Here is a 24,404-nt window from a genome sequence, read left to right on the forward strand (position 1 = left end):
GAAAAATAAAACCTCAGATAAATTTGAAGAGGATAAATAACAATTTTTTAAAAAAGAAAACCTCAGAACAGGTCTGAGGTTTCATGGTTATTGTTTTGTAAAAGATGAATCAGAAAAATTATTCATCCGTTTCGTTAAGTATATTTTCCAAACGTTTAGCGTGGCGCCCATATAAATATTTAGTCCATAGGACAATGCTGGCTACAATTGCTACTGTCCCAAGAAGTACAATCAGGATAAACGTCTGCTGATAAGAGTCAGCAAAACTTCCTAAAGGCATTCCTTTTTTCAGGAATGTATTATAAAATGCCAGTCCTAATGTGATCATAAAGTGGGGAAGAAGCAGGAATCCGAAGGATTGGTATCTCTCCATATTCAGCTTCAGTTCATGATATATTTTCCAGAGGCTGTTTTTTGTATTTCCGGTATAGAGCTCAGTCTGTTTATAAAATTTATAGAATCCGTACAGGTAATAAGATGATATTACAACAAGCATGGTATATGACGTATAATAAATAACGTATTGAGAAGTTGGAAAATCCAGCAGCTGTGGAAAAAATGCGAACAGAATGACGGCAATAATCTGAAATGGAAATTCTGCTTTCATGCTTTTCTGGATCTTTTCGATAGGATGTTTGCTTTTCTTTAGCTGTTCTATAGTGTTGGGAATATTGACGCTTTCACCGTCTTCATTATTCCACTGTTCTTTTAATTGATCAAAATTCATAACCTGTTTTTTTTATGATTTGTTGTATTTTTTCTTTGGCTCTGTTAAGTTTTACGCGGGCATTGCCTTCGCTCAGTCCCAGATTATCTCCTATTTCTTTGTGAGACATTCCTTCCATGAAATAGAATATGATGGCCTTTTCAAGCGCCTTAAGTTCCTGGACTGCGGCGTAAAAAACTTCCAGCTGCCGGTCTTTTGATGGATTATAGTCTTCATTCTGAACTTCAAAATGATGTGGGACGTCTGTGTGATTGTTCGTCCGTATTTTTTCCTTTTTTAAATAAGTAATGGCGGTATTGATGGCGACCCGGTACATCCACGTAGAGAATTCACTGTTGCCTTTGAAATTCTGGTAAGATTTCCAGAGTTGGATAAGAATTTCCTGCTGGAGATCTTCCCGGTCTTCCAACGAGTCGGCATACATCCGGGAGGCTTTGTATAAAATGCCTTTGTGCTGGTTGACGAGCTTTAAAAAAGCGGTTTCAGTCTGACTGCTCACAATAATTTCATGGTTTAGTTATACGTTATAGGCTTGATACCGGCTTTAGAGTATATCCTTTGGATCTTAAAAGCTTGATGATTCCGTTTTCACCCATAAGGTGGGCACTTCCTACTGCAAAGAAAGCACTTTCTTTTTTCATTATTTCAGGCATTTTTTCTGCCCAGTTTTTATTTCTGTCCGTCAGCATGGCTTTTTCCTGTTCGGCGTTCATTATTTTGTCGTTTCTGAAGGATGTATAGATAGACTGTACATCTTCTTTTTTAAAGGCGGTAATCATTTCCTTGAACAGGGTTTCATATTCTTTTCCCATTTTTAACTGTCCGATTACTGCTTTCAGATTATAGGCTTTGTTAATGGAATTCATCTGGTCTTCTACCTTTTCAAGTCCATAGACTTTCTTTTTGTTTTTCAGAGCATTTTGAAGGAGCTCTATTTCATATGATTTTATTTCAGTTTGAGGGCATGGTAAGGCTTTCATGGAAATAAGAGCATATAGGCCCTGTGAACTGGAATTATCCATCTTTTTTAAATCTGTTCCGTAATCAGCAAGGATTTTATTCAGCTCTTTCGCTTCTTCAGGAGTAAGCTGGTCTGACAGTTTTTTATCAGTCTGATACATTTTCTGGATTGCTGTCATTTCAGCCGGATCCGTGTAATTGATCTCCATCACGAATTGATCTGATTTTTCAAGAGCTTTCATGACTTTCGGTTTAATCTCAAAATCCTGGCGGCACATGACATGAAAGGTCCCTGCGATGTAAGAAGGTTTCGTGAGTCCATTCCCTGAAACTTCCCAGACTGTACTGTTTTCTGTATTCCTGTTCTGTGCATTTGCTGTCATGAAGGTTGCCGATAATAACGCTGCAAACCCAAGTTTTATTAAATTTTTCATATGATTAAGTTTTTTGATTTTCTTATTCTTTAAACAGTAGGTATGGGCAGTATGATGATCGTTACAATTTTTTTTGAAAAAAATAAAAAACCTCCCGGAATAGGAGGCTTGTAAAATCTAAAATTATGATGATAACCAATTGGTTAGGGTTGCTTTTGTTATTCTGGGATTTTTGCATGTTCCGGCTTTGTCAATTTTCTTTTTCTTAAAAAGTAAACAATTACACCTAATATTAATAGCAGCGGCCATATGGTAATCAGCCCGACAACGATCTTTTGAATCAGGTAAAACCCTTCTACAAATGCATTTTTAGCATCATATATAAAATTGAATTTATATTTATTGTCAATGTTTCCGGTATTGGTTACGGCAATTTCTGCAATACGGAGCTTAGGTTCCTTTATGTAAATATCTATGGTGCTGTATTTTATATTGTCGGTAGTATCCATATTGGCAAGCTGCTGCAGATTTCCTTCCGCCATATTATCGTTGTCCAGCTTTACTTTGTCTTTGTTAGTTTTCAGTTGTTCAATATTTTCACCTGTCTTTTTAATTCTTTTACCTTCCATTTCTGCGTACCTGATGTTGGATGTTACATCTTCAGCATTGATAATTCTGGAATTAAGGAACAGCTTTTTATCATTGATGATCAGAAGAAGCTTACCTAGCTTTTCGGTAGGAACGCGTACTTGCATGGTGTTTTCCGTCTGGTATTTTTTTATCAGCATGGCATTATCATTGGAGGTATTGTAAGTATCCTCGGATATTATATTGCTGTGAAGATTGCTATGGGTAACAAATCCTCCAAGATCCTGAACTGATTTTTCAATGGAAATTGTTGCTTCATATACGTCTTTCACTTCCATATTCACATCTGCCGTTTTGATGAACTGTTTATCCTTTACAGTCATGGTTGCTGCGGACGAAACACTGTCTGATATGGCTACGGCTGCAGAATCTGCTACAGCATAGTCTGCGCTTTCGGTGGAATGCACTGATGCTTCTCCTTTTTTACATGAATAAATACCTAATAAAAGAACTGCCGATAATGATAATTTAATGTAAGTCGTTTTCATAGCATTGATTTTTGTGGGTTTTCTTAGGTCAAAGTTCTGTCAGGATCCTTTGTAATATTTGAAAATCCAGCGTAAAAAATTTGTAAAGAAATATTTCTGTTTTAATAAATTGAAAATGAGTGTTTTGTAAAATAGATAGGATGGAAGGAATTTGTTTTCGGAGCAGTTTTTGCTTAACTTTTACAAATCAATCCCACAAAATATTACTATGTCAAATCCCTTTTCCAAAATAAGAAACGCGATAGAATTATTCAGATCGATAGATTTTGACCAGCTGAATGCTATTTCTCAAAAAGTTGATCTGCCGAAGCTGATGCAGAATTTCTCCAAACTGGATGATAAACAGCTGAACGGAATGATGAAAATGCTCGATCCCAATAAGAAAAAGAAAGAGCTTCCGCCCATTGATGGTGATTTTTATGACATCTACCATACACTTACTCCTGAGCAGCGTGAAATTCAGCTTAAAGTGAGAGCATTCATGGAAAAAGAAGTGAAGCCTCTGGTAAATCATTATTGGCTGAGAGATGAGTTTCCTTTTGAACTGATCCCAAAATTTCAAAAATTGGATATCTGTGGTGTAACTTATGAAGGATACGGCTGTCCGGGAATGCCCTTTTTGATGGAAGGTGTCATTGCTATGGAAATGGCTAGAATTGATGCTTCTATTGCTACATTCTTTGGTGTTCAGTCAGGGCTGGCGATGGGATCTATTTATATCTGCGGATCAGAAGAGCAGAAACAGAAATGGCTTCCACAGATGCAGAAATTCGAAAAAATCGGGGCTTTTGGTCTTACGGAACCCGAAGTGGGGTCCGGTGCGGCAGGCGGTCTTACTGTTACCTGCAAAAAAACGGAAGAAGGCTGGATTCTCAACGGGCAAAAGAAATGGATCGGGAATGCCACATTTGCAGATCTGATCATCATTTGGGCAAGAGATCTGGATGGTGGCGAAGTAAAAGGTTTCATTGTGGAAAAGGACAATCCCGGCTATTCCGTAGAAAAGATAAAAGGGAAAATGGCATTAAGGATCGTTCAAAACGGACTGATTACTTTAAAAGACTGTCTGGTAACCGAAGAAAACCGTCTGCAGAATGCAAATTCATTTAAAGATACCGGAAAAGTTCTGCGCATGACCCGTGCAGGAGTGGCATGGATGGCTACAGGCTGTGCAAGAGGAGCTTACGAAAGTGCATTACAGTATACCAGAACCAGAGAACAGTTCGGGAAGCCTATTGCTTCATTCCAGATGATCCAGGGACATTTGGTGGAAATGCTTTCCAATCTTACCGCCATGCAGACCATGGTTTTCCGGCTTTCGGAGATGCAGGATGAAGGAATTTTAAAGGATGAACATGCGTCATTAGCCAAAGTTTTCTGTACTTTGAGAACCAGGGATATTGTTTCCAGAGCAAGAGAAGTGATGGGGGGCAACGGTATTCTTCTTGAATACGACGTAGCAAGATTCGTGGCAGATGCCGAAGCCATCTATTCTTACGAAGGAACTAAAGAGATAAATTCATTGATTGTAGGAAGATCAATTACAGGATTCAGTGCATTTGTATAGATAAGGTACCAGGCAGCAGACTGTAGGTTGCAGGTTAATCTGCGTTATGCTACCTGCTACCTAAAACCTATTTTAACTAATCAAAGCTTTATACTTCTCCCTGTTATCAATAAGAGCCCAGATATTAATAAGGAACATAACCACAGACATAATGATCCCCATCTGATTGGGATCCCTGTAAACATTGTGAAGGACTATTCCTACCATAACAGGAAGAATGATGATAGCGCCTAATGCTCGTGTCTTAGGGAAAATAAACAATACTCCACCGATAACTTCTACAATTCCCACCAGTGGCATCAGCCAGCCAATCTCTACGAATGCTGCAAAGATCTTCTCCTGCTCAGCCGTCAGTTTTGGCATTGGTGAATAGTGGAAAAATTTGTCCAGACCTGCATTGATAAATACCAATGCAAACAAAAAGCAAAGAATGAATTTCACGATTTTCATGATTGATGATTTTATATCAAATGTAAAACAAAAATAGGATTCGCGGGTCTGTTTTTATTAAAATTTATTAATGTTGTAAATTTATCCCTGTGTTTGGAATAATTTCTAATTTCATTTAATATATTTGTTTTACAAATCAAACTAAACAATCGTATTATGAAAAATCTTCAAAAATTAGATCGTGAGAATTTAAGGAAAATTCATGGAGGAGGAAAGCCGCCTGTTTGTGACATTGGTCCGGAAGGCTGTCCATGTATAATTCCCCCGGGAGATCCTTGCTTGGGAGGTCCGGGCGGAGGTGGTGAGGACTTAGGATATTGTCCTGATAGCCAAACGTATATCCCTTGTAGCCAGACTTGCCCTGACGGTAGAGATCCATTCTGTGCACTATAAAGTTAAACTATAGGGCCGCCTCAATTGAGGCGGCTTTTTATTAATAATTATAATGGGAAAAGGTAATATGATGACCGGCAATACGTTATAATCGATTAGTCATTGTGATTATTTATTATCAATGATCAATCCATCTCCTTCAGCGTAATATTCTTAGAAATCTTATAGCTCTTTTTCTTTTTATGAGGCTTTTCTTCCTCTCCGAGCAGTTTGCCCCATGGCCTTAAGCCATCTACTCTTTCAAAAATAATTTTAATGATCGCAATAGCCGGAATACAAAGAAACATTCCTGCGATTCCCCAAAGATGCTCACCTAAAATAATTCCGATGAAAGAAAACAGAGCGTTGATCTTCACTTTTGAACCTACAACGAACGGAAGTACGATATTTCCGTCAATAATATGTATGGCAATATATCCGATTGCTACGTACACACAGCTGGAAGGAGTGCCGGTGGCAAAGGCAATAAAACATGATATTAAAAGAGAAATACATATTCCAAGATAAGGAATCACATTTAATAAGCCCGTCAAAATAGCCAGAAGTATGGCATACTTTATTCCTAAAACAGTAAGAAGGATGGTACAGAGAACCGAAACGATCAAAACCTGGAGACAAAGCCCGAAAATATATTTTTTCGTCATGACCCTGATCTCATTAACCACTTCCTGTACACTTGCTTTATGTTTTTCGTTAAAAACCGTTACGATAAAATTATTAAGAACCCTTCTGTAATTTAAAATAAAAATAAAGAACAGGGTGAAAAATACAATAAAGCCAAAACCGCTTGAAAATATTCCAAACGTAAAACCAAGGATCACTCCTGAAGAAGAAAGCAGTTTATTTAATCCCTGATTAATATAATCAAGCTGTTCATCTATCTTTACATTGAATGTTTTTGAAATCCAGTGCTGCAGATTATTAAAAACAGTTGTCACCTGATCCCTTAGATGAGGAAGATCTTTGCTGAAATCAGAAAGCTGAGATCCGAAAAAATAAATAAGCCCGGATAAAATAGCCAGCATAATAAAAACCGAAGTCATTGTAGAGACAGATCTCGGAAATCTTAACTTTCTTTCCATGAAAGTGGCAGCCGGAAGAAAGAGCATAGCCATTAAAAAAGCAAGGAAGAAAGGGGCTAATATGCTTTGTCCTAGCGCCAAAAGGTAGCCCAGGCCAATGATGGAAATAATTACAAGGGTGAGGTTAACAAGAAAAGGGAGCCTAAGAAAATTCATAATTTTTCAAATCTGTTGCATAAAAATAAGAAAACCCGTCTAATTAAAGCATCGTTTTGGTTTAATTAACATAATTCTTTTGAGGAAGAAGCAGATGAACAGGGTAGTGTGGTATGTTATTATAGCTAAAATCATTTGACTGTTCTTACCCTCATTAATATGCTCATTGATTTTTACTGGTTTAAAATTCGGTGAATAAAAAAACGCGCTCCAGATATATCCGAAACGCGTTTTCTTATTGAGAGTTGATATGTTCTAAATTATTTTTCGATTGCAAAGTCGACTACTTCCTCCATTCTGTTTACATAATGTACAGTCAGGTTTTTCAGATAATCTTTTTTGATTTCTTCCACATCTTTTCTGTTCGCTTCACAAAGAATTACCTCTTTTATGCCTGCTCTGGTTGCGGCAAGAAGCTTTTCTTTGATTCCTCCTACAGGAAGTACTTTTCCTCTTAACGTAATTTCCCCTGTCATTGCAAGATGAGGTTTTACTTTTTTGTTTTTAAATGAAGAAACCATAGAGGTCAGCATAGCAATACCAGCAGAGGGTCCGTCTTTCGGTGTTGCCCCTTCCGGAACGTGAACGTGAATGTTCTTCTTATCCAGCTCTTCCTGTGCTATTCCGAGTTCGTCATGTTTGGCTTTGATATATTCCAGGGCGATGGTTGCGGATTCTTTCATGACAGTTCCTAAGTTTCCTGTCATGGTAAGACCTCCTTTTCCATTACTTAAAATACTTTCAATGTATAAAATATCTCCACCTACACTTGTCCAGGCTAAGCCGGTTACTACACCAGGTACTCCGGTGATTTCAGACAGGTTCTTCGGTCTTGGGACACCAAGGATCTCATCTATCTTTTCAATGGTGATTTTTGGATCGTATTCTTTCATCAGGGCAGTCTGAAGGGCAACCCATCTTGCGATAGAAGCAATTCTTTTTTCCAGGGTTCTTACACCGCTTTCTGAAGTATGTGCTTCAATGATATGTTTCAGCTCAGGATTTCCGAGTTTAAATGATTTTGCATCCAATCCGTTTTCTTCCTGTTGTTTTTTGATCAAATGTCTCTTTGCAATCTCTGTCTTTTCCTCCATCGTATAGCCGGCGATCTGAATGATCTCCGTTCTGTCCAGAAGAGGAGTCTGTATTGTGGAAAGTGAATTTGCTGTTGCAATGAACATCACTTTAGACAAATCATACCCCATTTCCAAGAAATTATCATAGAAAGCCTTATTCTGTTCAGGGTCAAGAACTTCCAAAAGAGCAGAGCTTGGGTCCCCGTGAAGCCCCTGAGCGATTTTATCAATTTCATCAAGCACTATAACCGGGTTGGAAGTTCCTGCTTTTTTGATGGATTGCAGAATTCTTCCCGCCATAGCTCCGATATATGTTTTTCTGTGCCCACGGATCTCACTTTCATCGTGAAGTCCACCCAGAGATAACCTTACATATTTTCTTCCCAGGGCATCAGCAACTGACTTTCCTAAAGACGTTTTTCCTACTCCCGGAGGCCCTACAAGTAAAAGAATAGGAGATTTCATGTTGTTTTTTAGCTTTAAAACAGCCATGTGTTCCAGAATCCTTTTTTTAATATCTTCCAGTCCGAAATGAGCTTTATCCAAAGTTTTTTCAGCTTTGGCAATATCAAAAACATCTTTTGTATAGGTTTCCCACGGAAGATCCGTGAAGAAATCAAGATAATTTCTCTGAACATTATAATCCGGAGAATTCGGGTTCTGACGCTGCAGCCTGCTGATCTCCTTCTGGAAATGCTCTTCAACTTCCTGGCTCCATTTTTTTCTTCTTGCTTTATTGATGAGATCTTCCACATCACTTTCCGGCCCGCCTCCCAGCTCATCCTGAATAGTTCTGATCTGCTGATTCAGGAAATATTCTCTTTGTTGCTTGTCAAGATCCTTTGATGTTTTCTGATGAATCTGGTTTCTTAATTCCAGTTTTCTGAAATCCTCATGCATCATTTCATAGCACTTGTTGGCTCTTTCCATAAGGCTTTTTTCCTCAAGCAGCTTTTGCTTTTCGGCAGAAGGAAAGCTGGCATTGGTGCAGATAAAATTCAGGAGATCATCATTATTATTGATGTTCTTGATGGCGAAATTAGCCGCATTCGGAATATTAGGATCCAGTTCAATGATTTTTAAGGCCAAGTCTTTGATATTCTCAAGTAAAGCCTCATATTCTTCCTTATTTTTCGGGCGGGAATCTTTCAGTTTTGTAATTTCTGCTTTGAAATAAGGTTGGTTTTCTACGATCTTTTTTATTTTAAATCTGTGGAACCCTTTAGTAATAGCTGTAATATTGCCTTCAGGAAGTTTAATGATCTTAATGATCTTTGCCAATGTGCCGGTCTGGTACATATCTCTCTCGGCAGGCTGTTCCAGATCCGAGTTTTTCTGGCTTACGATTCCAATGAACTCACCATTTTTCTGTGCCTCTTCAAGAAGCTGTATCGATGTTTTTCTTCCTGCAGTAATAGGAATTACCACATTTGGAAACATGACCATATTTCTTACGGGAAGTATAGGGAATATTCTCTGTTCGGAATTCTTATCAGTCTCCGAAAAGTCTGAAAGATTGATCTCTTCGGCTACAATGTCAAATCCATCGCTGATCATTTCCTCTAAACTAATATCTTCAAATTCTGTCATAGTTAATCAAATGACAAATTGTCATCTTCGTTTTAAATCGTTAAAATGATATTTTACAAAATGCGCTGAAAACGTGCAGCGTATTATAGTTCTCTAAATTGCACAATACCTATGCCATTTGTTTTTTGCTAAAAAATATGGTCAAAATTTCCTTTTTTTAATAATCTTTCATTTTAAAAATTAAAATAAAGGAGTTCTGCTTCTCTAATTTCTTAAAAATGTGTATTTTCGCAAACTGATAAAAAACTATAATATATAAAATGGCAATTTTAGGACAGATTAGGAGTAAGCCTTGGCTTTTGATGGGAGTGATCGCATTGGCGCTTTTAGCGTTTCTGGTAAACCCCGACAGCATCGACAAGGTTTTTGGAAAAAATCCTGATGTTTTAGGAAAAGTAAACGGTGAGAAAGTCACCCGCGAAGAGTTCAATGATCAGCTTTTCGTACTGCAGCAGCAGGCTGAGCAACAGGGTCGTCCAAAAACGGGACTTGAAGAGCAGGCTTGGCAGTTACTTGTACAATCTAAACTTATCAAGCAGCAGTTTGAGAAATTGGGCTTTGAAATGACTGACGATTATTTCTGGAATCAGATCCAGTACGATCAGATGTTCGCCCAACAACAGCAGTTCTTTGATGAGAAAGGTAATTTTAAAACTCAAGAGCTTAAAAAAGAGATTGAAACATTAAAAAACACCAATCCTGAAGGCTACAACCAGTGGCTGAAAACCAGAAAAACTGTGGAGTACAGATTGATGGCAAGACAGGTGTTCACTAATATTTCAGCGGGGATCACTACTGGCAAAAAAGAAGCTGAAGAGCTTATGAAGCAGAGAGACCAGCTGGCTGATGTCGATTTTGTAAAGATCGACTATGCAGCATATCTTCAGAAAACAAAAATCAACGTTACTACGGCAGACCTTGAAAACTACATCAAGCAACACCCGGTAATGTTTAAAGCTGAACCTAGCAGAAATATCGGGCTTGTATATTTCCCTTCTAAACCTAGTGCGGCAGATGATGCAGCAGCTCAGAAGGAAATCAATAAGCTTTTCTCAGGAGGTACGGATGCAAGCGGAGGAACAGAGAATTTCCAGAATACAAAGAACGACTCAATGTTCATAATGGCCAATTCTGACATGCCTTTCAACAACCAGTATTCAGCGCCTGCCCAATTGCCTCAAACGATTCAGGGACAAATTGCAACGGCTGCTATCGGACAGACTTTCGGACCTTACAAAGAGCAGAATTTCTATGTGGTTTCAAAGCTTTTGGATAAAAAGACTTCAGATTCTACATTGTCAAGACATATCCTTATCGCTTTCAAAGGAAGCCCTGCAGGAGAAGGAGTAACAAGATCTAAAGAGCAGGCTAAGAAATTAGCAGACTCTATCGGAACTATTGTGAAAGCAACACCTGCAAAATTTACAGAGTTTATCAAAATGTCTAATGACCCAAGTTCTGCAGCGCAGGGAGGAAGCTTAGGATGGACTACCCCGGAAACTCCTTTTGTTCCGGAATTCCTTACTTATTTGGCTAATAATCCTAAAGGAGCTACAGGTGTTGTAGAGACACAGTTCGGATATCATATTATCAATATTGAAGATAAAAAAGCAGGGGCAATGAGCTATAAAGTAGCTAACCTTGTAAAAGAAGTGAAACCTTCAGATGCTACAGAAGCTGAATCTGATAAAAAAGCAAGAAGATTCATTCAGCAGGTTCAGGGGAAATCTTTCAACGATTTCGTGAATATTGCTAAAAAAGGAAACTATCAGTTCTCCAATCCCAAATCAGCCAAAAGATTTGACGGACAGCTTCAGGGACTTGGGACTGATAAAGACGGAGAGATCTTAGCTTGGGCTTTCGATAAGAAAAGAACTAAGGGAGATACAGAATTCTTTACTGTAGAAGGAACAGGAGATAAAATTGTAGCATATCTTAACGGAAAACAGGAGGCAGGTCTTGCAGATCCCGAGTCTGTGAGAGATCAGATTGAAGTGATCGTTAAAAATAAATTGGCGGCTAAGCAGATCTCTGATAAAATTGCCGGAGCTAAAGCTTCAAACTTAGATCAGATTGCAAAACTGTTTGGTTCAACAAAACAAGCGGCTCAGGTTAATATGCTTAACCCTTCAGTAGCCGGTGCTATGGAGCCTAAAGTTGCAGGTGCTGCTTTTGGTGTTGCGAAAGGAAAACTTTCCAACCCTATCGAAGGTGGAACGGGAGTTTATGTATTGATCAAAAAATCAGAAACAGTAAACAAGCAGCCGGGTGACCTTAAGCAGTTTACAGAATCTATTACCCAGAGAAGCGCAAGTATGTTCGGACAGGCTTGGATGAAGAGTCTTCAGGATAATGCAGATATCGAGGACTACAGAATCGAAATCTGGAACAAGCTGGGGAATCAGCAACAGTAAGAAATTAATTTTTACAGATATAAAAGCGGCAGGATTTTCTGCCGCTTTTTTGTATTTAACGCAGAACAATAAAGAAAAAGATTAATTTAAAATGTGTTATATTTGCTCATTAGAAAAAATTTAGCAAGTGAAGTTCAGTAAAGAATTAAAAGCTGGTGTGATTGCACTTTTAGCTATTGTAGGCTTTGTGTTGTTGTTTCAATTCATGAAAGGCAGAAGTCTTTTTACTACCGATAATATATTTTACGCAAAATACGATAATGTGGAAGGGCTGGCACAGTCATCCGCAGTTTCCATTAATGGTCTGAAAGTAGGTCAGGTCGATAAGATCATTCCTAGGACAGCAAAAGATGGGAAGATCAGTTTTGTGGTAAAAATTACGGTAGACGATAAGTTCGAGTTTTCCAAGAATTCAACCCTTGAAATTTTTGAGCCCGGTCTGATGTCTGGAAAAGAAATGAGAGTGAATCTTATGTATGGCGGACAAACTGCAAAAGACGGAGATACACTGCGGGGTACTTTCAAACTGGGAACTTTGGGAAGTCTTTCTTCTCAGGTAGGCCCTGTTAAAGATCAGCTACAGACTGTTTTGTACAGAGTAGATTCTTTAATGGCGAATGCAAACCAGGTGGTCAATGCGCAAAACAGAGAAGAAATCAGAGCCCTGCTTGCCAATCTAAATAAAACGGTAGGTGCTTTACAGACTACTGCAGGAAGTGTAAATACCCTTGTGGGAAACAATGATCCTAAACTTCAGAAAGTACTTGATGATGCAAGCCTTACCATGCAGAGCGGGAAGGTGACATTAGATAAATACGGTAACCTTGCGGAAAGCATTGATACTAAAAAGCTGAATGCAACAATTGCCAGTTTAGATGCTACCGTAGGAAAACTGAACCAGGTAATAGCAGGGGTTGACAACGGACAGGGAAGCTTAGGAAAGTTAATGAAAGATGAACAACTTTACAATAATTTAAACTCCGCTTCCACGAACCTGAATTCATTGATTGAAGACATGAAAGCAAACCCTAAGAGATACATTAATTTCTCGGTTTTCGGTAAGAACAATAAAGACTAATCACCTTATGCAGTACATCGATAACATTATTTTTCTGATCTTATTAGTTGCAGGATTTGGGCTGTTTGCTAAAAGCCTGCAAAAGATTTACAGAAATATCAGGTTAGGAAGAGAAATCAACAGAAGCGACAGGAAAGCCGAGCGTTGGGAAACTATGGCCAGAGTGGCAATGGGGCAGAGCAAAATGGTAAAACGTCCTGTTGCAGGTATTCTTCACCTTTTTGTATACGTGGGTTTTGTTATTATCAATATTGAACTGATAGAAATTATTGTTGATGGGATCTTTGGAACTCACAGGTTTTTAGCTTCCATTTTTGGAGACAGTTTCTACAACTTTTTTACAGCGACATTGGAAATACTGGCTCTTTTAGTCATCATTGGAGTCGTTGTTTTCTTTATCAGAAGAAATTTCTATGGCGTTAAAAGGCTTAATATGAAAGAACTTTTTGGCTGGCCTAAAAATGATGCCAACTGGATTCTGATCATAGAATTCGCTTTAATGGTAGCCTTCTTTAGTATGAATGCTTCAGAATCTGTTCTGCAGGCTAGAAATGCAGAAGGTTTTCATCATATAGGTTCTTTCCCGATCAGTCAGATGCTTTTTGTTCCAATCCTGGAAGTATTTAGTTTTGACAATGGTTTCTTGGTTTTTGTTGAAAGAAGTGCATGGTGGTTTCACTTTGTGGGAATTCTTTTCTTCATGAACTATCTTTATTATTCAAAACATCTTCATATCATTTTGGCATTCCCAAGCACATGGTTTGCAAATCTTGATAAAAAAGGAAAATTCAATAACCTTGATTCCGTAACCAAAGAAATCAAGCTGATGATGGATCCTAATGCAGATCCTTATGCTGCACCGGCTGAGGGAGAAACAGCAGATGCTCCGTCTAAATTTGGAGCAGAAGATATATTTGATCTCGACCAGGTACAGTTGCTTAATGCCTATTCCTGTACAGAATGCGGAAGATGTACTTCTGTATGTCCTGCTAATATCACAGGTAAGAAGCTTTCTCCAAGACTGATTCTGATGAAAACAAGAGACAGGCTCGAAGAGGTAGGCAGAAATATAGATAAAAACGGAAAATTCGAAGACGATGGCAAGAAGCTTCTGAATGATTATATTACCAAAGAAGAACTTTGGGCATGTACTACATGTAACGCTTGTACAGAAGCATGTCCGGTATTGCTGGATCCGCTTTCTATTATTTTCGAAATGAGAAGATTCCTTGTCATGGAACAGTCTGCTGCACCTCAAGAGCTGAATCTGATGATGACGAATGTAGAAAATAATGCTGCTCCTTGGCAATATAACCAGGCTGACCGTCTGAATTGGGCTAATGATTAAACTCTGAAAAGATGAAAAAACTATTCTTTCTCTTTGTTATCCTGTTTTCAGGCCTTGTATTCGCTCAGAATGCTGATCAGAAAAAAATCCTTGAAGATTCACAGTCATTCATGTCTATGTTTCAAAAAAGAGACTATGACGGTATGCTGGATCTTACCCATCCCGGCATTTTTGAAAAAGTAGACAGGCAGACAATGACCCGAACTTTTAAAATGCTGCTTGAAGGTAATGATGAATTCAAAATAGAAATCTTAGATCCCAATAAAAATACTTTTAACGTTTCTGATATTTTCACCACAAAGGAAAATACTAAATATGCCTTCACAACCTATCCAATGAAGATGAAAATGACTTTTCTGAAAGAGAAGTTTGATGAAAGTAAAAAGAAAACTGTGATCAGCATGATGGCAGTTCAGGGGATGGATGCCAAATTTTTAGATGACAGCTCGCTGGAAATGAGTAAGCAGGCCATGATCATCGCTTTGAATGACAAGGTTACAGGAAATACATGGAAATATCTGAACTATGATGAAGCCAATCCGTTGTATGTATCTGTAGTTCCGGTAGAAGTAATGAAAAAGGCAAAGGAATACTACGCTGATTTATTAATTAAACAAAAAGAAAATGCAAATTAAAACAATGGCAGAATATGCTGCCGAAGGAAAGTCCCCGGAAGTTTTATTTTGGGTTGGATGTGCTGGAAGCTTTGACGACCGCGCCAAAAAAATTACAAAAGCATTTTGCAAGATATTAAACAAAATAGAAGTTGAATTTGCAGTTCTGGGACCGGAAGAAAGCTGCACCGGAGATCCCGCAAAAAGAGCAGGGAACGAATTTGTTTTTCAGATGATGGCCCTTACCAATATCGAGGTCCTGAATGCCTATGAAGTAAAAAAGATCGTAACTGCCTGTCCTCACTGCTTTAATACTCTGAAAAATGAATATCCAAGCCTGGGAGGACACTATGATGTGGTACACCATACCCAGTTCCTTAAGACATTAATGGAAGAGGGAAGGCTGAAGATAGAAGGGGGTGCCTTTAAAGGAAAAAAGATTACGTTCCATGATCCTTGCTATCTTGGAAGAGCAAATAATGAATATGAGGCTCCAAGGATCCTTCTTGAGAAACTGGATGCCGAACTTGTGGAAATGAAACGCTGCAAAACCAACGGTTTATGCTGTGGAGCAGGAGGAGCACAGATGTTTAAAGAACCTGAAAAAGGGAATAAAGACATCAATATCGAAAGAACAGAAGAAGCATTGTCTTTCGAACCAAAAGTAATTGCTACAGGATGCCCTTTCTGTAACACGATGATGACAGATGGTGTAAAACATTTTAACAAAAATACAGAAGTAGCTGTAAAAGATATTGTAGAGCTTCTTGCAGAAGCCGAAGATCTGTAAGACTACATAAAAGATAGGTAAAAACTCAGGCTTGTGTCTGGGTTTTTCTTTATCATAAACTCAGGAATATTTCTTAATTTTATACTTTTAAAACTGACAGGATATGAAAATTGATGAATCCAGCATAGTAGAAACCAACGACTACAGAGTTATTATATACCCGGCATCGAGACCTTTTGAAACCAAAGAAGCTAAGGCTATCACTGAAAAACTTTTCGATTTCCTGGCGACCTGGGCTGCACACGGAAAACCGCTTTCCTCATCTTTTAAGATTGAAAAAAATCAATTTATAGTGGTGTGTGTGGATGAAGAGAAAGAAATGGCTTCAGGCTGCAGTATTGATGCTTTAGGAAAGATTATGCGCGAGATCGATGAAGAATACCAGCTTGGGCTTTTCGACAGAATGAAAGCCAGCTTTGTACAAAATGAACAGGTAAAAACATTGAAGCTTCAGGATTTTAAATCTCAGCTGAGAAGTGGTGAACTGCCGAAAGATATCCAAGTCTTTGATTTTTCTAAAAATACATACCTGGACTTTTTAAGCCACTTTTTGCTGCCATTGGAAAAAAGCTGGGCGGCAAGTATAGCTTAAATGATATAAAAAACAAACAAACCAGAGCCTTAGAGCGGGTTTTTCGAAAAAGGCTGCTGTTTAATTTCAATCTGGAAGAGTCTTTCAGGGATATTCATTTCATCAAAAACTGATACTGGTAATTTGTTTTTTATAAAAATGGCACACATTGTATTTTTGGGGTGATAAAGATATGGGTGATTTTCCTTTCCCGTACCATCTAATATTGCCCTGAAAACTTCATAACGGATGTTTTGAGGATTGTATGCGTAATCATGCCAAACTACAATTGAGTGTTCGTGAACCAAATGTTCAAAAACCTTTTTAGTGTCATGGAGGACCATTTCATAGCTGTGGTCGCCATCAATAAAAATTAAATCATATTTCTTATTAAGTGAACTGAAATCAAAGGTTTTGGTATTGGCATCCAAGTGAAGAATTTTTGGATTTTTGCCTGAAAGTATTCCGTGCTGTTCTACATATTTGGGATTCCATCCCATGCTCAGCATCTCCTTTTTAGACAAATTAATGGTTGTACAGTCATCAATAAGCTTGGCAACATTGTGTACGCTTTCTCCACGCCAGGTTCCTATTTCCAAATAAGAATTAACTTCTTTTCTGCCTGCAATCGTGACAAGGAGTTGTAAATCTGTGATTAATGAACTGCCATCCAGTAAAAAGCTTTCAATTGTTCCGGGAACTTCATAACTCAGTTCTTCTATATCTATTTGTGGTAAAGCGACAATAGGAGTGTAATATTCTTTAAATTTATTTTCAGCCTCAATTCTACTGTTCAAAATAAGATTAACCAGACTCGGATTTTTGAGAATTATTCGGATAAAAGATAGAAATTTATTAATTTTAACCATTATTTTGAAAGTTCAGTTAATTGAGTTTTCACAAAGATAATTTAAATAAAATTTTGAAAAGAAAAAAAATACTGTTTATTTCCTCATGGTTTCCCAATAAAATTGAGCCTACAAATGGAAACTTTGTTCAGCGTCATGCGGAAGCGGTTGCAAAAATTCATGATGTTGAAATACTGCATGCGATTGGTGATTTTAACCAAAAGCAAAAGTATTTGAAGGATGATCAGGTAATAAATGGTATTAGAACGTGCATTGTTTATTATAAGAATTCAAAAAATCCGGCTCAAAATTTTTTAAGGAGAATGAGAGCCTACAAAATTGGATTTTCTGAGATGCAGGTGCCAGATTTAGTTCATGCCAATGTAATGCACAATTCTATGCTTTTTGCTGTTTATCTTAAAAAAAGATTTAAAATACCGTTTGTAATTACAGAACATTGGACGGTTTTGAGAGAAGTTAATAGTAACCGGACCCCTTTTATTACAAAATATATTGCAAAGCTTATTGGAAATACCGCAGATAAAGTTTTACCCGTAAGCAATGATTTAAAAAGAAGTTTAAAGAAAATTGGTATAAAGACCGGAATAACAGTTATTCCAAATGTTGTTGACACCAAGATTTTTAAACCAAAAAAAGAGTTATCTATTGACTTTACATTTATTCATGTTTCTAATTTGATTCCCAGAAAGAATTCTGATAAAATATTAAAAGTAGCGTTAAAACTCTTGTCGAAAGGATATCAATTTAATTTGCAGTTGGGAGGTGATGGTAATATTGATAAATTGCAAGAGGAGGTAAGAAATGCAAAAGCTGAAAACAGAATAGAAATTTTTGGAATACAAACTATATCTCAGATAGCAGAGCGAATGCAAAGGTCTGATTGCTTCATTCTTTTTAGTGATGATGAAAATCAGCCATGTGTTATTGCGGAGGCATTTGCCAGCGGTTTACAAGTAATATCCACAAATGTTGGAGGAATCAGCGAATTCTTCCCTGAAAATGCTGGGATTTTACTTACGAAAGTAGATGAAGATCAGTTATTTTCGGCAATGCGTATAATTTTAGAAGGGAAGAGAAAGGATAATATATTTTCCATCTCTCAATATGCAAAAGATACATTTTCAGAAGAAATTATTGCGCAGAAGTTTTCAGAAGTTTACGATGATGTCTGTAAAAATTCAAACTTATGAAAAGTTTGAAAGATTTTCTAAGGAGTTTTTTTGATAATCATGGACATTACGTTTTCTTATCTTTTCTGATTGCCAAAATTTGTGGTTTTGCCGGTACTTTGCTGGTTATCAGATTGCTTCCTGAGAATGAGTTTGGCGTTTTAAGTATCGTTATTTCTGTTCTCACTATTTTTCTTCCATTCACGGGTTTTGGAAGCGGACAGGCTTTAATGAGGTTTGGATCTATTTCATCTGATGAAGATGAAAAACGAAAAATATCTTCCTATTTTTTCTTTAGAGGAATTCTATTCGAAATCTTACTAATTGCTTTGTTTTTGAGTGTGGCCCTTTTTTATTTTAATCGATATGAAGACATTTTTCTCATTTTTGTTTTCTGTGCGGTTAGACTGGGTGGATTTTATATTGTTAACCATACTCAGGTTTTTTACCGCATTACAGGAAAGAATCAAACGTTTGCAAGGATTAACAATGTTGTGAATATAGGCGGATTACTTTTAATTCTCATTCTCACTTATTTCTTTAAACTTCACGGTTACCTGATTGCTATTGCTGTTACACCCTATCTTTCATTATTTTGGCTTACAAAAGATATTTATTCATTTCGTCAATTTATTCCTAAAAATTACAGGGAAATGTGGAAGTATGGAGGATTTACGGCTGCAACATCTCTTATTTCTGATACCATGTTCTCTTTAGACATTCTTTTACTTGGTTTTTTAATGAATGAAAGTGCTGTTGCCAATTACCGTGTTGCCATTCTGATACCATCCAATATCACCTTTTTAGCCATCAGTTTTTTACAAAGCGATTTTCCAGTGCTCTCTAAAAACTATCAGAACAAGGCGTTTTTAACGTCTTATATAATTAATTTCCACAAAGTATTTATACCTGTTTGTATTGGCATATTTATTTTCTTTATGTTTTTTAATCAATATATTTTAAAATATTTTTTCGGAACTGCCTATATTGATAATTCAGAGTTACTGATGGTTTTATTAATAGGGTTCAATGTAGGGATGTTGACCAGGAATCTTTACGGTAACCTTCTTCCGGCTGTCGGAAAGATAGAAATTAATACCTGGGTGGGTATAGCCTCTCTTATTTTTCTTGCTATAACTGCGTATTTATTAATACCCATCTATGGAGTCTTTGGGATGGGAATTGCCATGACCTCTACCATACTCATATCAGGATTTTTTTATCTTATTTTTTTCTTTTTGTATCTTAAGAAACTTCCTTAATTACAAATCTTTATTACCTTTGCCTTATGAAGAATTCAGTTTTTCTATTATTTGTACTTTTTGCATTGGTTAGTTGTGGAAGCGATGACGATTCTTTACAGAGAATTGATCAGGTCCTGAACATCTATATAAAAAACAGTGCAGGACAAGATCTGCTCAATGCAAAAAAGACAGGTTCCTATTCTTCCTATACCGTGAATGACGTTTTTGGTGTTGCGAATGTGGCTCCGGTATCTGTACCTCTTAAAGTCACCACAGATTCTATATACTACTTTGAATATTTACGGGGTGCAAAAAGAAGAACACTGGATTCATTAAGCCCCGATAACAGAACTTATCATTCCAAATTGGCATTCGCATTGAGCAGAACGGAGAACAATGTGGTGATAACAACTATTGATTCAATGGAAATCAAATATCGCTGGACACCATCGGTATTCCAGGTTTCTGAGGTTCTTTACAATAATCAGGTCGTATTTACCAAAGCTGCGGATACGCCCAATGCTATAAATACCATTACTATCATAAAATAATTTAAATTTGCAAAACTGTTAGCTTAGTTTTTAAGTTAACATCTAATATTTAACATCTAATATAAAATGTTACAAGTCAATTTTTTGCGCGACAATAAAGAACGCGTTTTAGAAGGTCTTAAAAAAAGACAATTCAAGAATCTTGGGTTGGTAGACGATGCTGTCGCTGCTGACGACGAAAGAAAAAGAATCCAGTTTGAATTAGATTCCCAGCTTTCCGAGATCAACAAAATTTCCAAAGAAATTGGACTTTTGATGAAAGAAGGAAAGAAAGAAGAAGCGGAGTCTGCAAAATCTAAAACAGCCCAATTCAAAGAGTCGAGTAAAGAATTGCAGTCCCAATTAGATGCAACGGAAAAGGCCTTATTGGATATTTTATACCAGATTCCAAATGTTCCGTTTGAATTAGTGAAAAGCGGAGCATCTGCTGAAGACAACGAGAATATTTTCCAGTCTCATGATGTGGCAGGGCTTGGAGAAGGAGCGATTCCTCACTGGGAACTTGCCAAAAAATATAACCTGATCGATTTTGAGCTTGGAGTGAAGATTGCCGGTGCCGGATTCCCTGTTTACTTGGGTAAAGGAGCAAGGCTTCAGAGAGCCCTCGTTCAGTATTTCTTAGATAAGAACGTTGAAAAAGGTTATATGGAAGTCAATCCTCCTCACGTTGTGAACGAAGCTTCAGGGTACGGAACGGGACAGCTTCCTGATAAAGAAGGGCAGATGTATCACATTGGCCTGGATGACCTGTACCTAATCCCTACGGCAGAAGTTCCTGTAACGAATCTTTATCGTGATGTATTGTTGGAAGAAAGAGATCTTCCCATCAAAAATACAGCGTTTTCTCAGTGCTACAGAAGAGAAGCGGGAAGCTATGGAGCTCACGTAAGAGGTCTGAACCGTCTTCACCAGTTTGAAAAAGTGGAGATTGTAAGACTTGAAAAACCTGAAAATTCTTATGCTGCACTGGAAGAAATGGTAGAGCATATTAAAGAGATCCTTACAGATCTTGAACTTCCGTTCAGAGTGTTGAGACTTTGTGGCGGAGATATGGGTTTCACTTCAGCAATGACCTATGATTTTGAAGTATGGAGTGCGGCTCAGGAAATGTGGCTGGAAGTAAGTTCTGTATCCAATTTTGAAACTTTCCAGGCTAACCGTCTGAAATGCCGTTTCAAAACAGAAGGAAAATCTCAGCTGGTGCATACCTTGAATGGTTCTGCAATGGCACTTCCAAGAATTATGGCTGCATTGCTTGAAAATAACCAGACAGAAGAAGGAATCAGAATTCCTAAGAAAATTGCAGAATATGCGAGATTCGATCTGATCAACTAGAATAATATTTCTATATAATAAATAATCCCCTTTCAGTTTTGGAAGGGGACTATTATTTTATTGTTAAAAATGGAATTACTCAGTAGTAATTACCACTTTTTTATCTTTATTTACAAGGTTTTTGCCATCTACAAGATCATTGGATCTTACAGTGATCTCAATGGTTTTGTTATCAACCTGCTTTACGAAATCATGCTTTCCTTCTATGCTTTTGATCGGTTTCTGAAACTTCAGGGTATTGGTAAAGGTAAGATTGAACATTCTGAGCATACCAGCCATTCCTGAAGCCATTTGTTTTCCGTATGCTTCAATAGAATCGCTTTTGGTTTTAGGAGTTGTTTTTTCCTCTGATTCTTTTTCTTCCAGCATTTTAAGAATCCCATCAGAATTGAATTTATCAGTATTAATGGTCAGGGATTTACCATCCCAGACTGCAATGTCTTGTAAAGGGATTTTCTTCAGGCGTTTGTCGCTGGCTAAAAGTTGAGTAATTTCTGAAGGCATAAGTTTATCATATTTCAGAGAAAGACCAACAATCTCGTTTTTATCTTTATCCACTTTCATGTAAACTTTTTTAAGCACTTTTGCCGAATCTTCATTAAGCATTATTTTCCCGTGTTTCTGAACATTATAAAGACTTGTCCAGTCAGTAGGAAGCTTATCAAGGTCGCTCAGTTTTTTTGGATCTGACCCCATCATGCTCATCATGCCCATTACACTTTTATCCATCAGGATATTAGACTTCATGCTGGTTGCTGCATCTTTATAATAGGTGGTTTCTGTATTGATAGAACAGGACTGTAGAATCATAAAAAGAATGGCGCCCCATAAAAATTTTATCTGTTTAATCATTGCTGAAATTTTTAGTGTTTTCTTATGTATTACAAAACAGATACCAACCAAAAACCGGCTGAAATCTCAGCCGGTTTTTTATTCTGTAACGATCACAATCTTTTTATCGGCATTTTTGAACTTAGCCTCTTTATCGTACATGGTTTTGAGATCGTAATCTATTTTAATGGTATGATGATCGACCTGTTTCACCCAGTCATGCTTTCCGGTGATAGATTTTATTTTGTTTTCAAACTTCAAGGTTGTTCCTATGCTCTTGAAGAACATGGTGATCATCCCTTCTACCTTTTCAGCCTCATCTTTTGAAGCTTTTCCTTTGAGGGATTCTTCAATATTTTTAAGATTGAAGTTTTCAGTATTAATGGTCAGGGTTTTTCCGTCCCAATTATTGAAAATATTCTGATCCAGTGGAAGCTTTTCCTTTTTGTTATAATTTCTCAGCATCTGATAATCTGCCTGCGTGAAATGTTCCAATTTTAAAGAAATGCCAGCTGGTTCGTTATTTTCTTTATTGGATTTCATAAAGATCTTTTTCATGATCCTGATAGAATCCAGGTCGTTGGTCTCCTGCTTTCCAGCCGGTTTTTGAATATCAAGAAAGCTTGTCCAAACGGTTGGAAGCTTATCCATTTCTCCGAATTCTTTTTGCTGATTCAGTGAATCGGGAGTCATGGCCTTCATTTCTGAAATGAACTGCTTCATGTCGATATCTGTGACCGAAGTGGAGGCAGCATCTGTATGGTAGACAATTTCAGAATTAATGATACATGATTGCAGAACAAAAAGAGATACAATGAATAAAAAGAATTTTTTCATGGAATTAGTAAATTGTATTAATGACAGTTGGTTGAACTGTGATCGTGTCCTTCAATGTGACAGTTACCGTTGTGATCTTTAGAAATTGTCATAGCTTCAGCTCTCGGTGAGATATAAGGAATTCCCAGTTCAAGACCTCTTAGTATAAATAATCCTCCTAAAATAATCATAATAACAGGAACTGCTTTCAAAATTTTAATTCTAAAAGCTTGATTCATGAGATTTCCGGCCAGAACTACTGCAAACATGAATGGAAGTGTTCCAAGTCCGAATAAAGCCATATATGAAGCTCCCTGCCACACTCCTCCAGCTGCCAGGCTTGCTGTAAGAGCCATATAAACCATTCCGCACGGAAGAAAGCCATTAAGAAGCCCGGTTGTAAACCTTGAGCGGTAATCTGCTTTTTGCAGCAGTCTTCCTAAATTTGATTTTATTGAAAAGAGAAATTTAGAAAGAAAAGGAATCTTAGAGGCAAAATCTTTTCCCCCAAACGAAAACAAAGCCATCATAATCAGAAGAATTCCCGCAATGATCGTAAGATACTGCTGGAAGCCTGCCATTTCAAAACCTTCACCTACAATTCCCAGAACGGCCCCTAATAAAGAGTATGTGAAGATCCTGCCGAACTGATAGGTTAAATTCTGAAGATAGAAATTGGTGGCCTGCTTTTTAGTCAATCCCATCGATAGAGCAATAGGTCCGCACATTCCGATACAGTGAAAACCGGAAGCAAAGCCTAATGCAATTGCCGATAAAATAAGTCCTATTTCCATATCACATCATAATCCATTCTATAGTCTGCCTTGTCTTTCGTCCACATCAGTCTAAGGGTGTAATTTCCTGCTTTTAATACCTGTCCCGGTATAAATATAGATTGAGCGGCATCAAGCTGTACAGATTTTTTTATGTCTAAATTCTGGTCGTCGGTTCTGTTTAAAACAAATTTTACCGTAGTATTTGTATTATTGTATTCTTTTGGAAAAGTAATCTTAATTCCATTTCTTTCCTGAGAGTACACAGGTTTTTCCTGCAGATCGTCTGCTCTTTTCTTAGCATCAATTACATCCTGGTACTTAAGTTCCTCTTCATAATAATTATCGGTTACCATTTCAGAATTTTTCTGCCCATTCGGGAAAAGAAACAGCATGGATAATATAAAAACAATGAACGCAAATAATGCAATGACTACACCGTGTCCCCAACTAAAGTTTTTCATTTCTTCCGGATTTTTTATCTGTTTTG

At 37.4% G+C, this 24,404-nt stretch carries 24 protein-coding genes; 12 read left to right on the top strand and 12 right to left on the bottom strand.

The window, feature by feature from the left end:
* Positions 1 to 118 precede the first annotated feature (118 nt).
* The 4 genes from J2T03_RS14565 to J2T03_RS14580 all read right to left on the bottom strand — a co-directional run bounded on the left by J2T03_RS14565 (position 119) and on the right by J2T03_RS14580 (position 3,197).
* Positions 119 to 727, bottom strand: a complete 609-nt coding sequence (locus tag J2T03_RS14565; RefSeq protein WP_306841525.1) for a hypothetical protein — start codon at positions 725 to 727, stop codon at positions 119 to 121.
* Entirely contained in the window at positions 717 to 1,226 is a 510-nt protein-coding gene (locus J2T03_RS14570; RefSeq protein WP_307212133.1) for an RNA polymerase sigma factor, read from the bottom strand. Before J2T03_RS14570 ends, J2T03_RS14565 begins: the two co-directional genes overlap by 11 nt.
* A gap of 25 nt (positions 1,227 to 1,251) precedes the next feature.
* The gene (locus J2T03_RS14575; RefSeq protein ID WP_307212136.1) at positions 1,252 to 2,121 is read right to left on the bottom strand and encodes a TraB/GumN family protein; all 870 of its coding nucleotides are present in this window, start codon (positions 2,119 to 2,121) and stop codon (positions 1,252 to 1,254) included.
* A gap of 158 nt (positions 2,122 to 2,279) precedes the next feature.
* Positions 2,280 to 3,197, bottom strand: a complete 918-nt coding sequence (locus J2T03_RS14580) for a DUF4349 domain-containing protein (RefSeq protein WP_307212138.1) — start codon at positions 3,195 to 3,197, stop codon at positions 2,280 to 2,282.
* Between the two features lie 208 nt (positions 3,198 to 3,405).
* Between J2T03_RS14580 and J2T03_RS14585 the strand changes: the two genes are divergently transcribed.
* A complete protein-coding gene (locus tag J2T03_RS14585; protein WP_306841531.1) occupies positions 3,406 to 4,764 on the top strand; it encodes an acyl-CoA dehydrogenase family protein in 1,359 nt (452 codons plus the stop codon).
* A 72-nt stretch (positions 4,765 to 4,836) separates the two neighbouring features.
* Here the strand turns inward: J2T03_RS14585 and J2T03_RS14590 are convergent, their stop codons facing one another.
* Positions 4,837 to 5,214: a DoxX family protein gene (locus J2T03_RS14590; RefSeq protein ID WP_306841532.1), complete on the bottom strand. Its 378-nt coding sequence runs from the start codon at positions 5,212 to 5,214 to the stop codon at positions 4,837 to 4,839.
* 156 nt (positions 5,215 to 5,370) lie between these two features.
* Here J2T03_RS14590 and J2T03_RS14595 point away from each other — a divergent pair, with 156 nt between their 5' ends.
* A complete protein-coding gene (locus J2T03_RS14595) occupies positions 5,371 to 5,607 on the top strand; it encodes a bacteriocin-like protein (RefSeq protein ID WP_307212140.1) in 237 nt (78 codons plus the stop codon).
* Between the two features lie 125 nt (positions 5,608 to 5,732).
* Here the strand turns inward: J2T03_RS14595 and J2T03_RS14600 are convergent, their stop codons facing one another.
* Together J2T03_RS14600 and lon are read right to left on the bottom strand one after the other, a co-directional pair.
* Complete coding sequence (locus J2T03_RS14600) at positions 5,733 to 6,845, bottom strand: AI-2E family transporter (protein ID WP_307212142.1); 1,113 nt, start codon at positions 6,843 to 6,845, stop codon at positions 5,733 to 5,735.
* Between the two features lie 260 nt (positions 6,846 to 7,105).
* Entirely contained in the window at positions 7,106 to 9,511 is a 2,406-nt protein-coding gene (lon, locus tag J2T03_RS14605) for an endopeptidase La (protein ID WP_307212143.1), read from the bottom strand.
* Between the two features lie 260 nt (positions 9,512 to 9,771).
* On the opposite strand from lon, the gene J2T03_RS14610 reads away from it, so the two are divergent.
* The 6 genes from J2T03_RS14610 (at position 9,772) to J2T03_RS14635 (ending at position 16,347) form a co-directional block, all read left to right on the top strand.
* The gene (locus J2T03_RS14610; protein ID WP_307212144.1) at positions 9,772 to 11,925 is read left to right on the top strand and encodes a peptidylprolyl isomerase; all 2,154 of its coding nucleotides are present in this window, start codon (positions 9,772 to 9,774) and stop codon (positions 11,923 to 11,925) included.
* A 127-nt stretch (positions 11,926 to 12,052) separates the two neighbouring features.
* Positions 12,053 to 13,003, top strand: a complete 951-nt coding sequence (locus J2T03_RS14615) for an MlaD family protein (RefSeq protein WP_306841540.1) — start codon at positions 12,053 to 12,055, stop codon at positions 13,001 to 13,003.
* Between the two features lie 7 nt (positions 13,004 to 13,010).
* A complete protein-coding gene (locus J2T03_RS14620) occupies positions 13,011 to 14,351 on the top strand; it encodes a 4Fe-4S dicluster domain-containing protein (protein ID WP_306841541.1) in 1,341 nt (446 codons plus the stop codon).
* A gap of 11 nt (positions 14,352 to 14,362) precedes the next feature.
* Positions 14,363 to 14,986 carry a hypothetical protein gene (locus J2T03_RS14625; protein WP_307212147.1) on the top strand — a complete coding sequence of 208 codons (624 nt, stop codon included), beginning with the start codon at positions 14,363 to 14,365 and terminating at the stop codon, positions 14,984 to 14,986.
* The gene (locus tag J2T03_RS14630; protein ID WP_307212149.1) at positions 14,976 to 15,755 is read left to right on the top strand and encodes a (Fe-S)-binding protein; all 780 of its coding nucleotides are present in this window, start codon (positions 14,976 to 14,978) and stop codon (positions 15,753 to 15,755) included. The genes J2T03_RS14625 and J2T03_RS14630 overlap by 11 nt, the downstream gene beginning before the upstream one ends.
* A gap of 103 nt (positions 15,756 to 15,858) precedes the next feature.
* Positions 15,859 to 16,347, top strand: a complete 489-nt coding sequence (locus J2T03_RS14635) for a hypothetical protein (protein ID WP_307212152.1) — start codon at positions 15,859 to 15,861, stop codon at positions 16,345 to 16,347.
* A 29-nt stretch (positions 16,348 to 16,376) separates the two neighbouring features.
* On the opposite strand, the gene J2T03_RS14640 is transcribed toward J2T03_RS14635, so the two are convergent.
* Complete coding sequence (locus J2T03_RS14640; RefSeq protein ID WP_307212156.1) at positions 16,377 to 17,123, bottom strand: class I SAM-dependent methyltransferase; 747 nt, start codon at positions 17,121 to 17,123, stop codon at positions 16,377 to 16,379.
* A 125-nt stretch (positions 17,124 to 17,248) separates the two neighbouring features.
* Here J2T03_RS14640 and J2T03_RS14645 point away from each other — a divergent pair, with 125 nt between their 5' ends.
* From J2T03_RS14645 to serS, 4 genes are all read left to right on the top strand, one after another.
* Positions 17,249 to 18,385: a glycosyltransferase family 4 protein gene (locus J2T03_RS14645; RefSeq protein ID WP_307212157.1), complete on the top strand. Its 1,137-nt coding sequence runs from the start codon at positions 17,249 to 17,251 to the stop codon at positions 18,383 to 18,385.
* A complete protein-coding gene (locus tag J2T03_RS14650; protein WP_307212159.1) occupies positions 18,382 to 19,626 on the top strand; it encodes an oligosaccharide flippase family protein in 1,245 nt (414 codons plus the stop codon). Before J2T03_RS14645 ends, J2T03_RS14650 begins: the two co-directional genes overlap by 4 nt.
* Positions 19,627 to 19,652: 26 nt before the next feature.
* Positions 19,653 to 20,159 (top strand): hypothetical protein, encoded by a 507-nt coding sequence (locus J2T03_RS14655; protein WP_307212161.1) that lies wholly within the window; start codon positions 19,653 to 19,655, stop codon positions 20,157 to 20,159.
* A gap of 66 nt (positions 20,160 to 20,225) precedes the next feature.
* Positions 20,226 to 21,494, top strand: coding sequence for a serine--tRNA ligase (gene serS / locus J2T03_RS14660; protein ID WP_307212164.1), 1,269 nt, complete (start codon positions 20,226 to 20,228; stop codon positions 21,492 to 21,494).
* Positions 21,495 to 21,569: 75 nt separating this feature from the next.
* Here the strand turns inward: serS and J2T03_RS14665 are convergent, their stop codons facing one another.
* The 4 genes from J2T03_RS14665 to J2T03_RS14680 form a co-directional block, all read right to left on the bottom strand.
* The gene (locus tag J2T03_RS14665) at positions 21,570 to 22,346 is read right to left on the bottom strand and encodes a hypothetical protein (RefSeq protein ID WP_306841555.1); all 777 of its coding nucleotides are present in this window, start codon (positions 22,344 to 22,346) and stop codon (positions 21,570 to 21,572) included.
* A gap of 78 nt (positions 22,347 to 22,424) precedes the next feature.
* Positions 22,425 to 23,162 (bottom strand): hypothetical protein, encoded by a 738-nt coding sequence (locus J2T03_RS14670; RefSeq protein WP_307212166.1) that lies wholly within the window; start codon positions 23,160 to 23,162, stop codon positions 22,425 to 22,427.
* Between the two features lie 17 nt (positions 23,163 to 23,179).
* Entirely contained in the window at positions 23,180 to 23,935 is a 756-nt protein-coding gene (locus J2T03_RS14675; RefSeq protein ID WP_307212167.1) for a sulfite exporter TauE/SafE family protein, read from the bottom strand.
* Positions 23,926 to 24,378 (bottom strand): FixH family protein, encoded by a 453-nt coding sequence (locus J2T03_RS14680; RefSeq protein WP_307212170.1) that lies wholly within the window; start codon positions 24,376 to 24,378, stop codon positions 23,926 to 23,928. The genes J2T03_RS14675 and J2T03_RS14680 overlap by 10 nt, the downstream gene beginning before the upstream one ends.
* Positions 24,379 to 24,404 lie beyond the last annotated feature (26 nt).

Origin of the sequence: Chryseobacterium lathyri (genome assembly GCF_030812195.1) — a bacterium.
GTDB classification, from domain to species: domain Bacteria; phylum Bacteroidota; class Bacteroidia; order Flavobacteriales; family Weeksellaceae; genus Chryseobacterium; species Chryseobacterium lathyri_A.

What these genes read in the sequence shown, in the direction of transcription:
- J2T03_RS14565 (WP_306841525.1), bottom strand. Translation starts at nt 727, where the DNA reads ATGAATTTTGATCAATTAAAAGAACAGTGGAATAATGAAGACGGTGAA.
- J2T03_RS14575 (WP_307212136.1), bottom strand. Translation starts at nt 2,121, where the DNA reads ATGAAAAATTTAATAAAACTTGGGTTTGCAGCGTTATTATCGGCAACC.
- J2T03_RS14580 (WP_307212138.1), bottom strand. Translation starts at nt 3,197, where the DNA reads ATGAAAACGACTTACATTAAATTATCATTATCGGCAGTTCTTTTATTA.
- J2T03_RS14585 (WP_306841531.1), top strand. Translation starts at nt 3,406, where the DNA reads ATGTCAAATCCCTTTTCCAAAATAAGAAACGCGATAGAATTATTCAGA.
- J2T03_RS14590 (WP_306841532.1), bottom strand. Translation starts at nt 5,214, where the DNA reads ATGAAAATCGTGAAATTCATTCTTTGCTTTTTGTTTGCATTGGTATTT.
- J2T03_RS14595 (WP_307212140.1), top strand. Translation starts at nt 5,371, where the DNA reads ATGAAAAATCTTCAAAAATTAGATCGTGAGAATTTAAGGAAAATTCAT.
- J2T03_RS14600 (WP_307212142.1), bottom strand. Translation starts at nt 6,845, where the DNA reads ATGAATTTTCTTAGGCTCCCTTTTCTTGTTAACCTCACCCTTGTAATT.
- lon (WP_307212143.1), bottom strand. Translation starts at nt 9,511, where the DNA reads ATGACAGAATTTGAAGATATTAGTTTAGAGGAAATGATCAGCGATGGA.
- J2T03_RS14610 (WP_307212144.1), top strand. Translation starts at nt 9,772, where the DNA reads ATGGCAATTTTAGGACAGATTAGGAGTAAGCCTTGGCTTTTGATGGGA.
- J2T03_RS14620 (WP_306841541.1), top strand. Translation starts at nt 13,011, where the DNA reads ATGCAGTACATCGATAACATTATTTTTCTGATCTTATTAGTTGCAGGA.
- J2T03_RS14625 (WP_307212147.1), top strand. Translation starts at nt 14,363, where the DNA reads ATGAAAAAACTATTCTTTCTCTTTGTTATCCTGTTTTCAGGCCTTGTA.
- J2T03_RS14630 (WP_307212149.1), top strand. Translation starts at nt 14,976, where the DNA reads ATGCAAATTAAAACAATGGCAGAATATGCTGCCGAAGGAAAGTCCCCG.
- J2T03_RS14635 (WP_307212152.1), top strand. Translation starts at nt 15,859, where the DNA reads ATGAAAATTGATGAATCCAGCATAGTAGAAACCAACGACTACAGAGTT.
- J2T03_RS14650 (WP_307212159.1), top strand. Translation starts at nt 18,382, where the DNA reads ATGAAAAGTTTGAAAGATTTTCTAAGGAGTTTTTTTGATAATCATGGA.
- J2T03_RS14655 (WP_307212161.1), top strand. Translation starts at nt 19,653, where the DNA reads ATGAAGAATTCAGTTTTTCTATTATTTGTACTTTTTGCATTGGTTAGT.
- serS (WP_307212164.1), top strand. Translation starts at nt 20,226, where the DNA reads ATGTTACAAGTCAATTTTTTGCGCGACAATAAAGAACGCGTTTTAGAA.
- J2T03_RS14665 (WP_306841555.1), bottom strand. Translation starts at nt 22,346, where the DNA reads ATGATTAAACAGATAAAATTTTTATGGGGCGCCATTCTTTTTATGATT.
- J2T03_RS14670 (WP_307212166.1), bottom strand. Translation starts at nt 23,162, where the DNA reads ATGAAAAAATTCTTTTTATTCATTGTATCTCTTTTTGTTCTGCAATCA.
- J2T03_RS14675 (WP_307212167.1), bottom strand. Translation starts at nt 23,935, where the DNA reads ATGGAAATAGGACTTATTTTATCGGCAATTGCATTAGGCTTTGCTTCC.
- J2T03_RS14680 (WP_307212170.1), bottom strand. Translation starts at nt 24,378, where the DNA reads ATGAAAAACTTTAGTTGGGGACACGGTGTAGTCATTGCATTATTTGCG.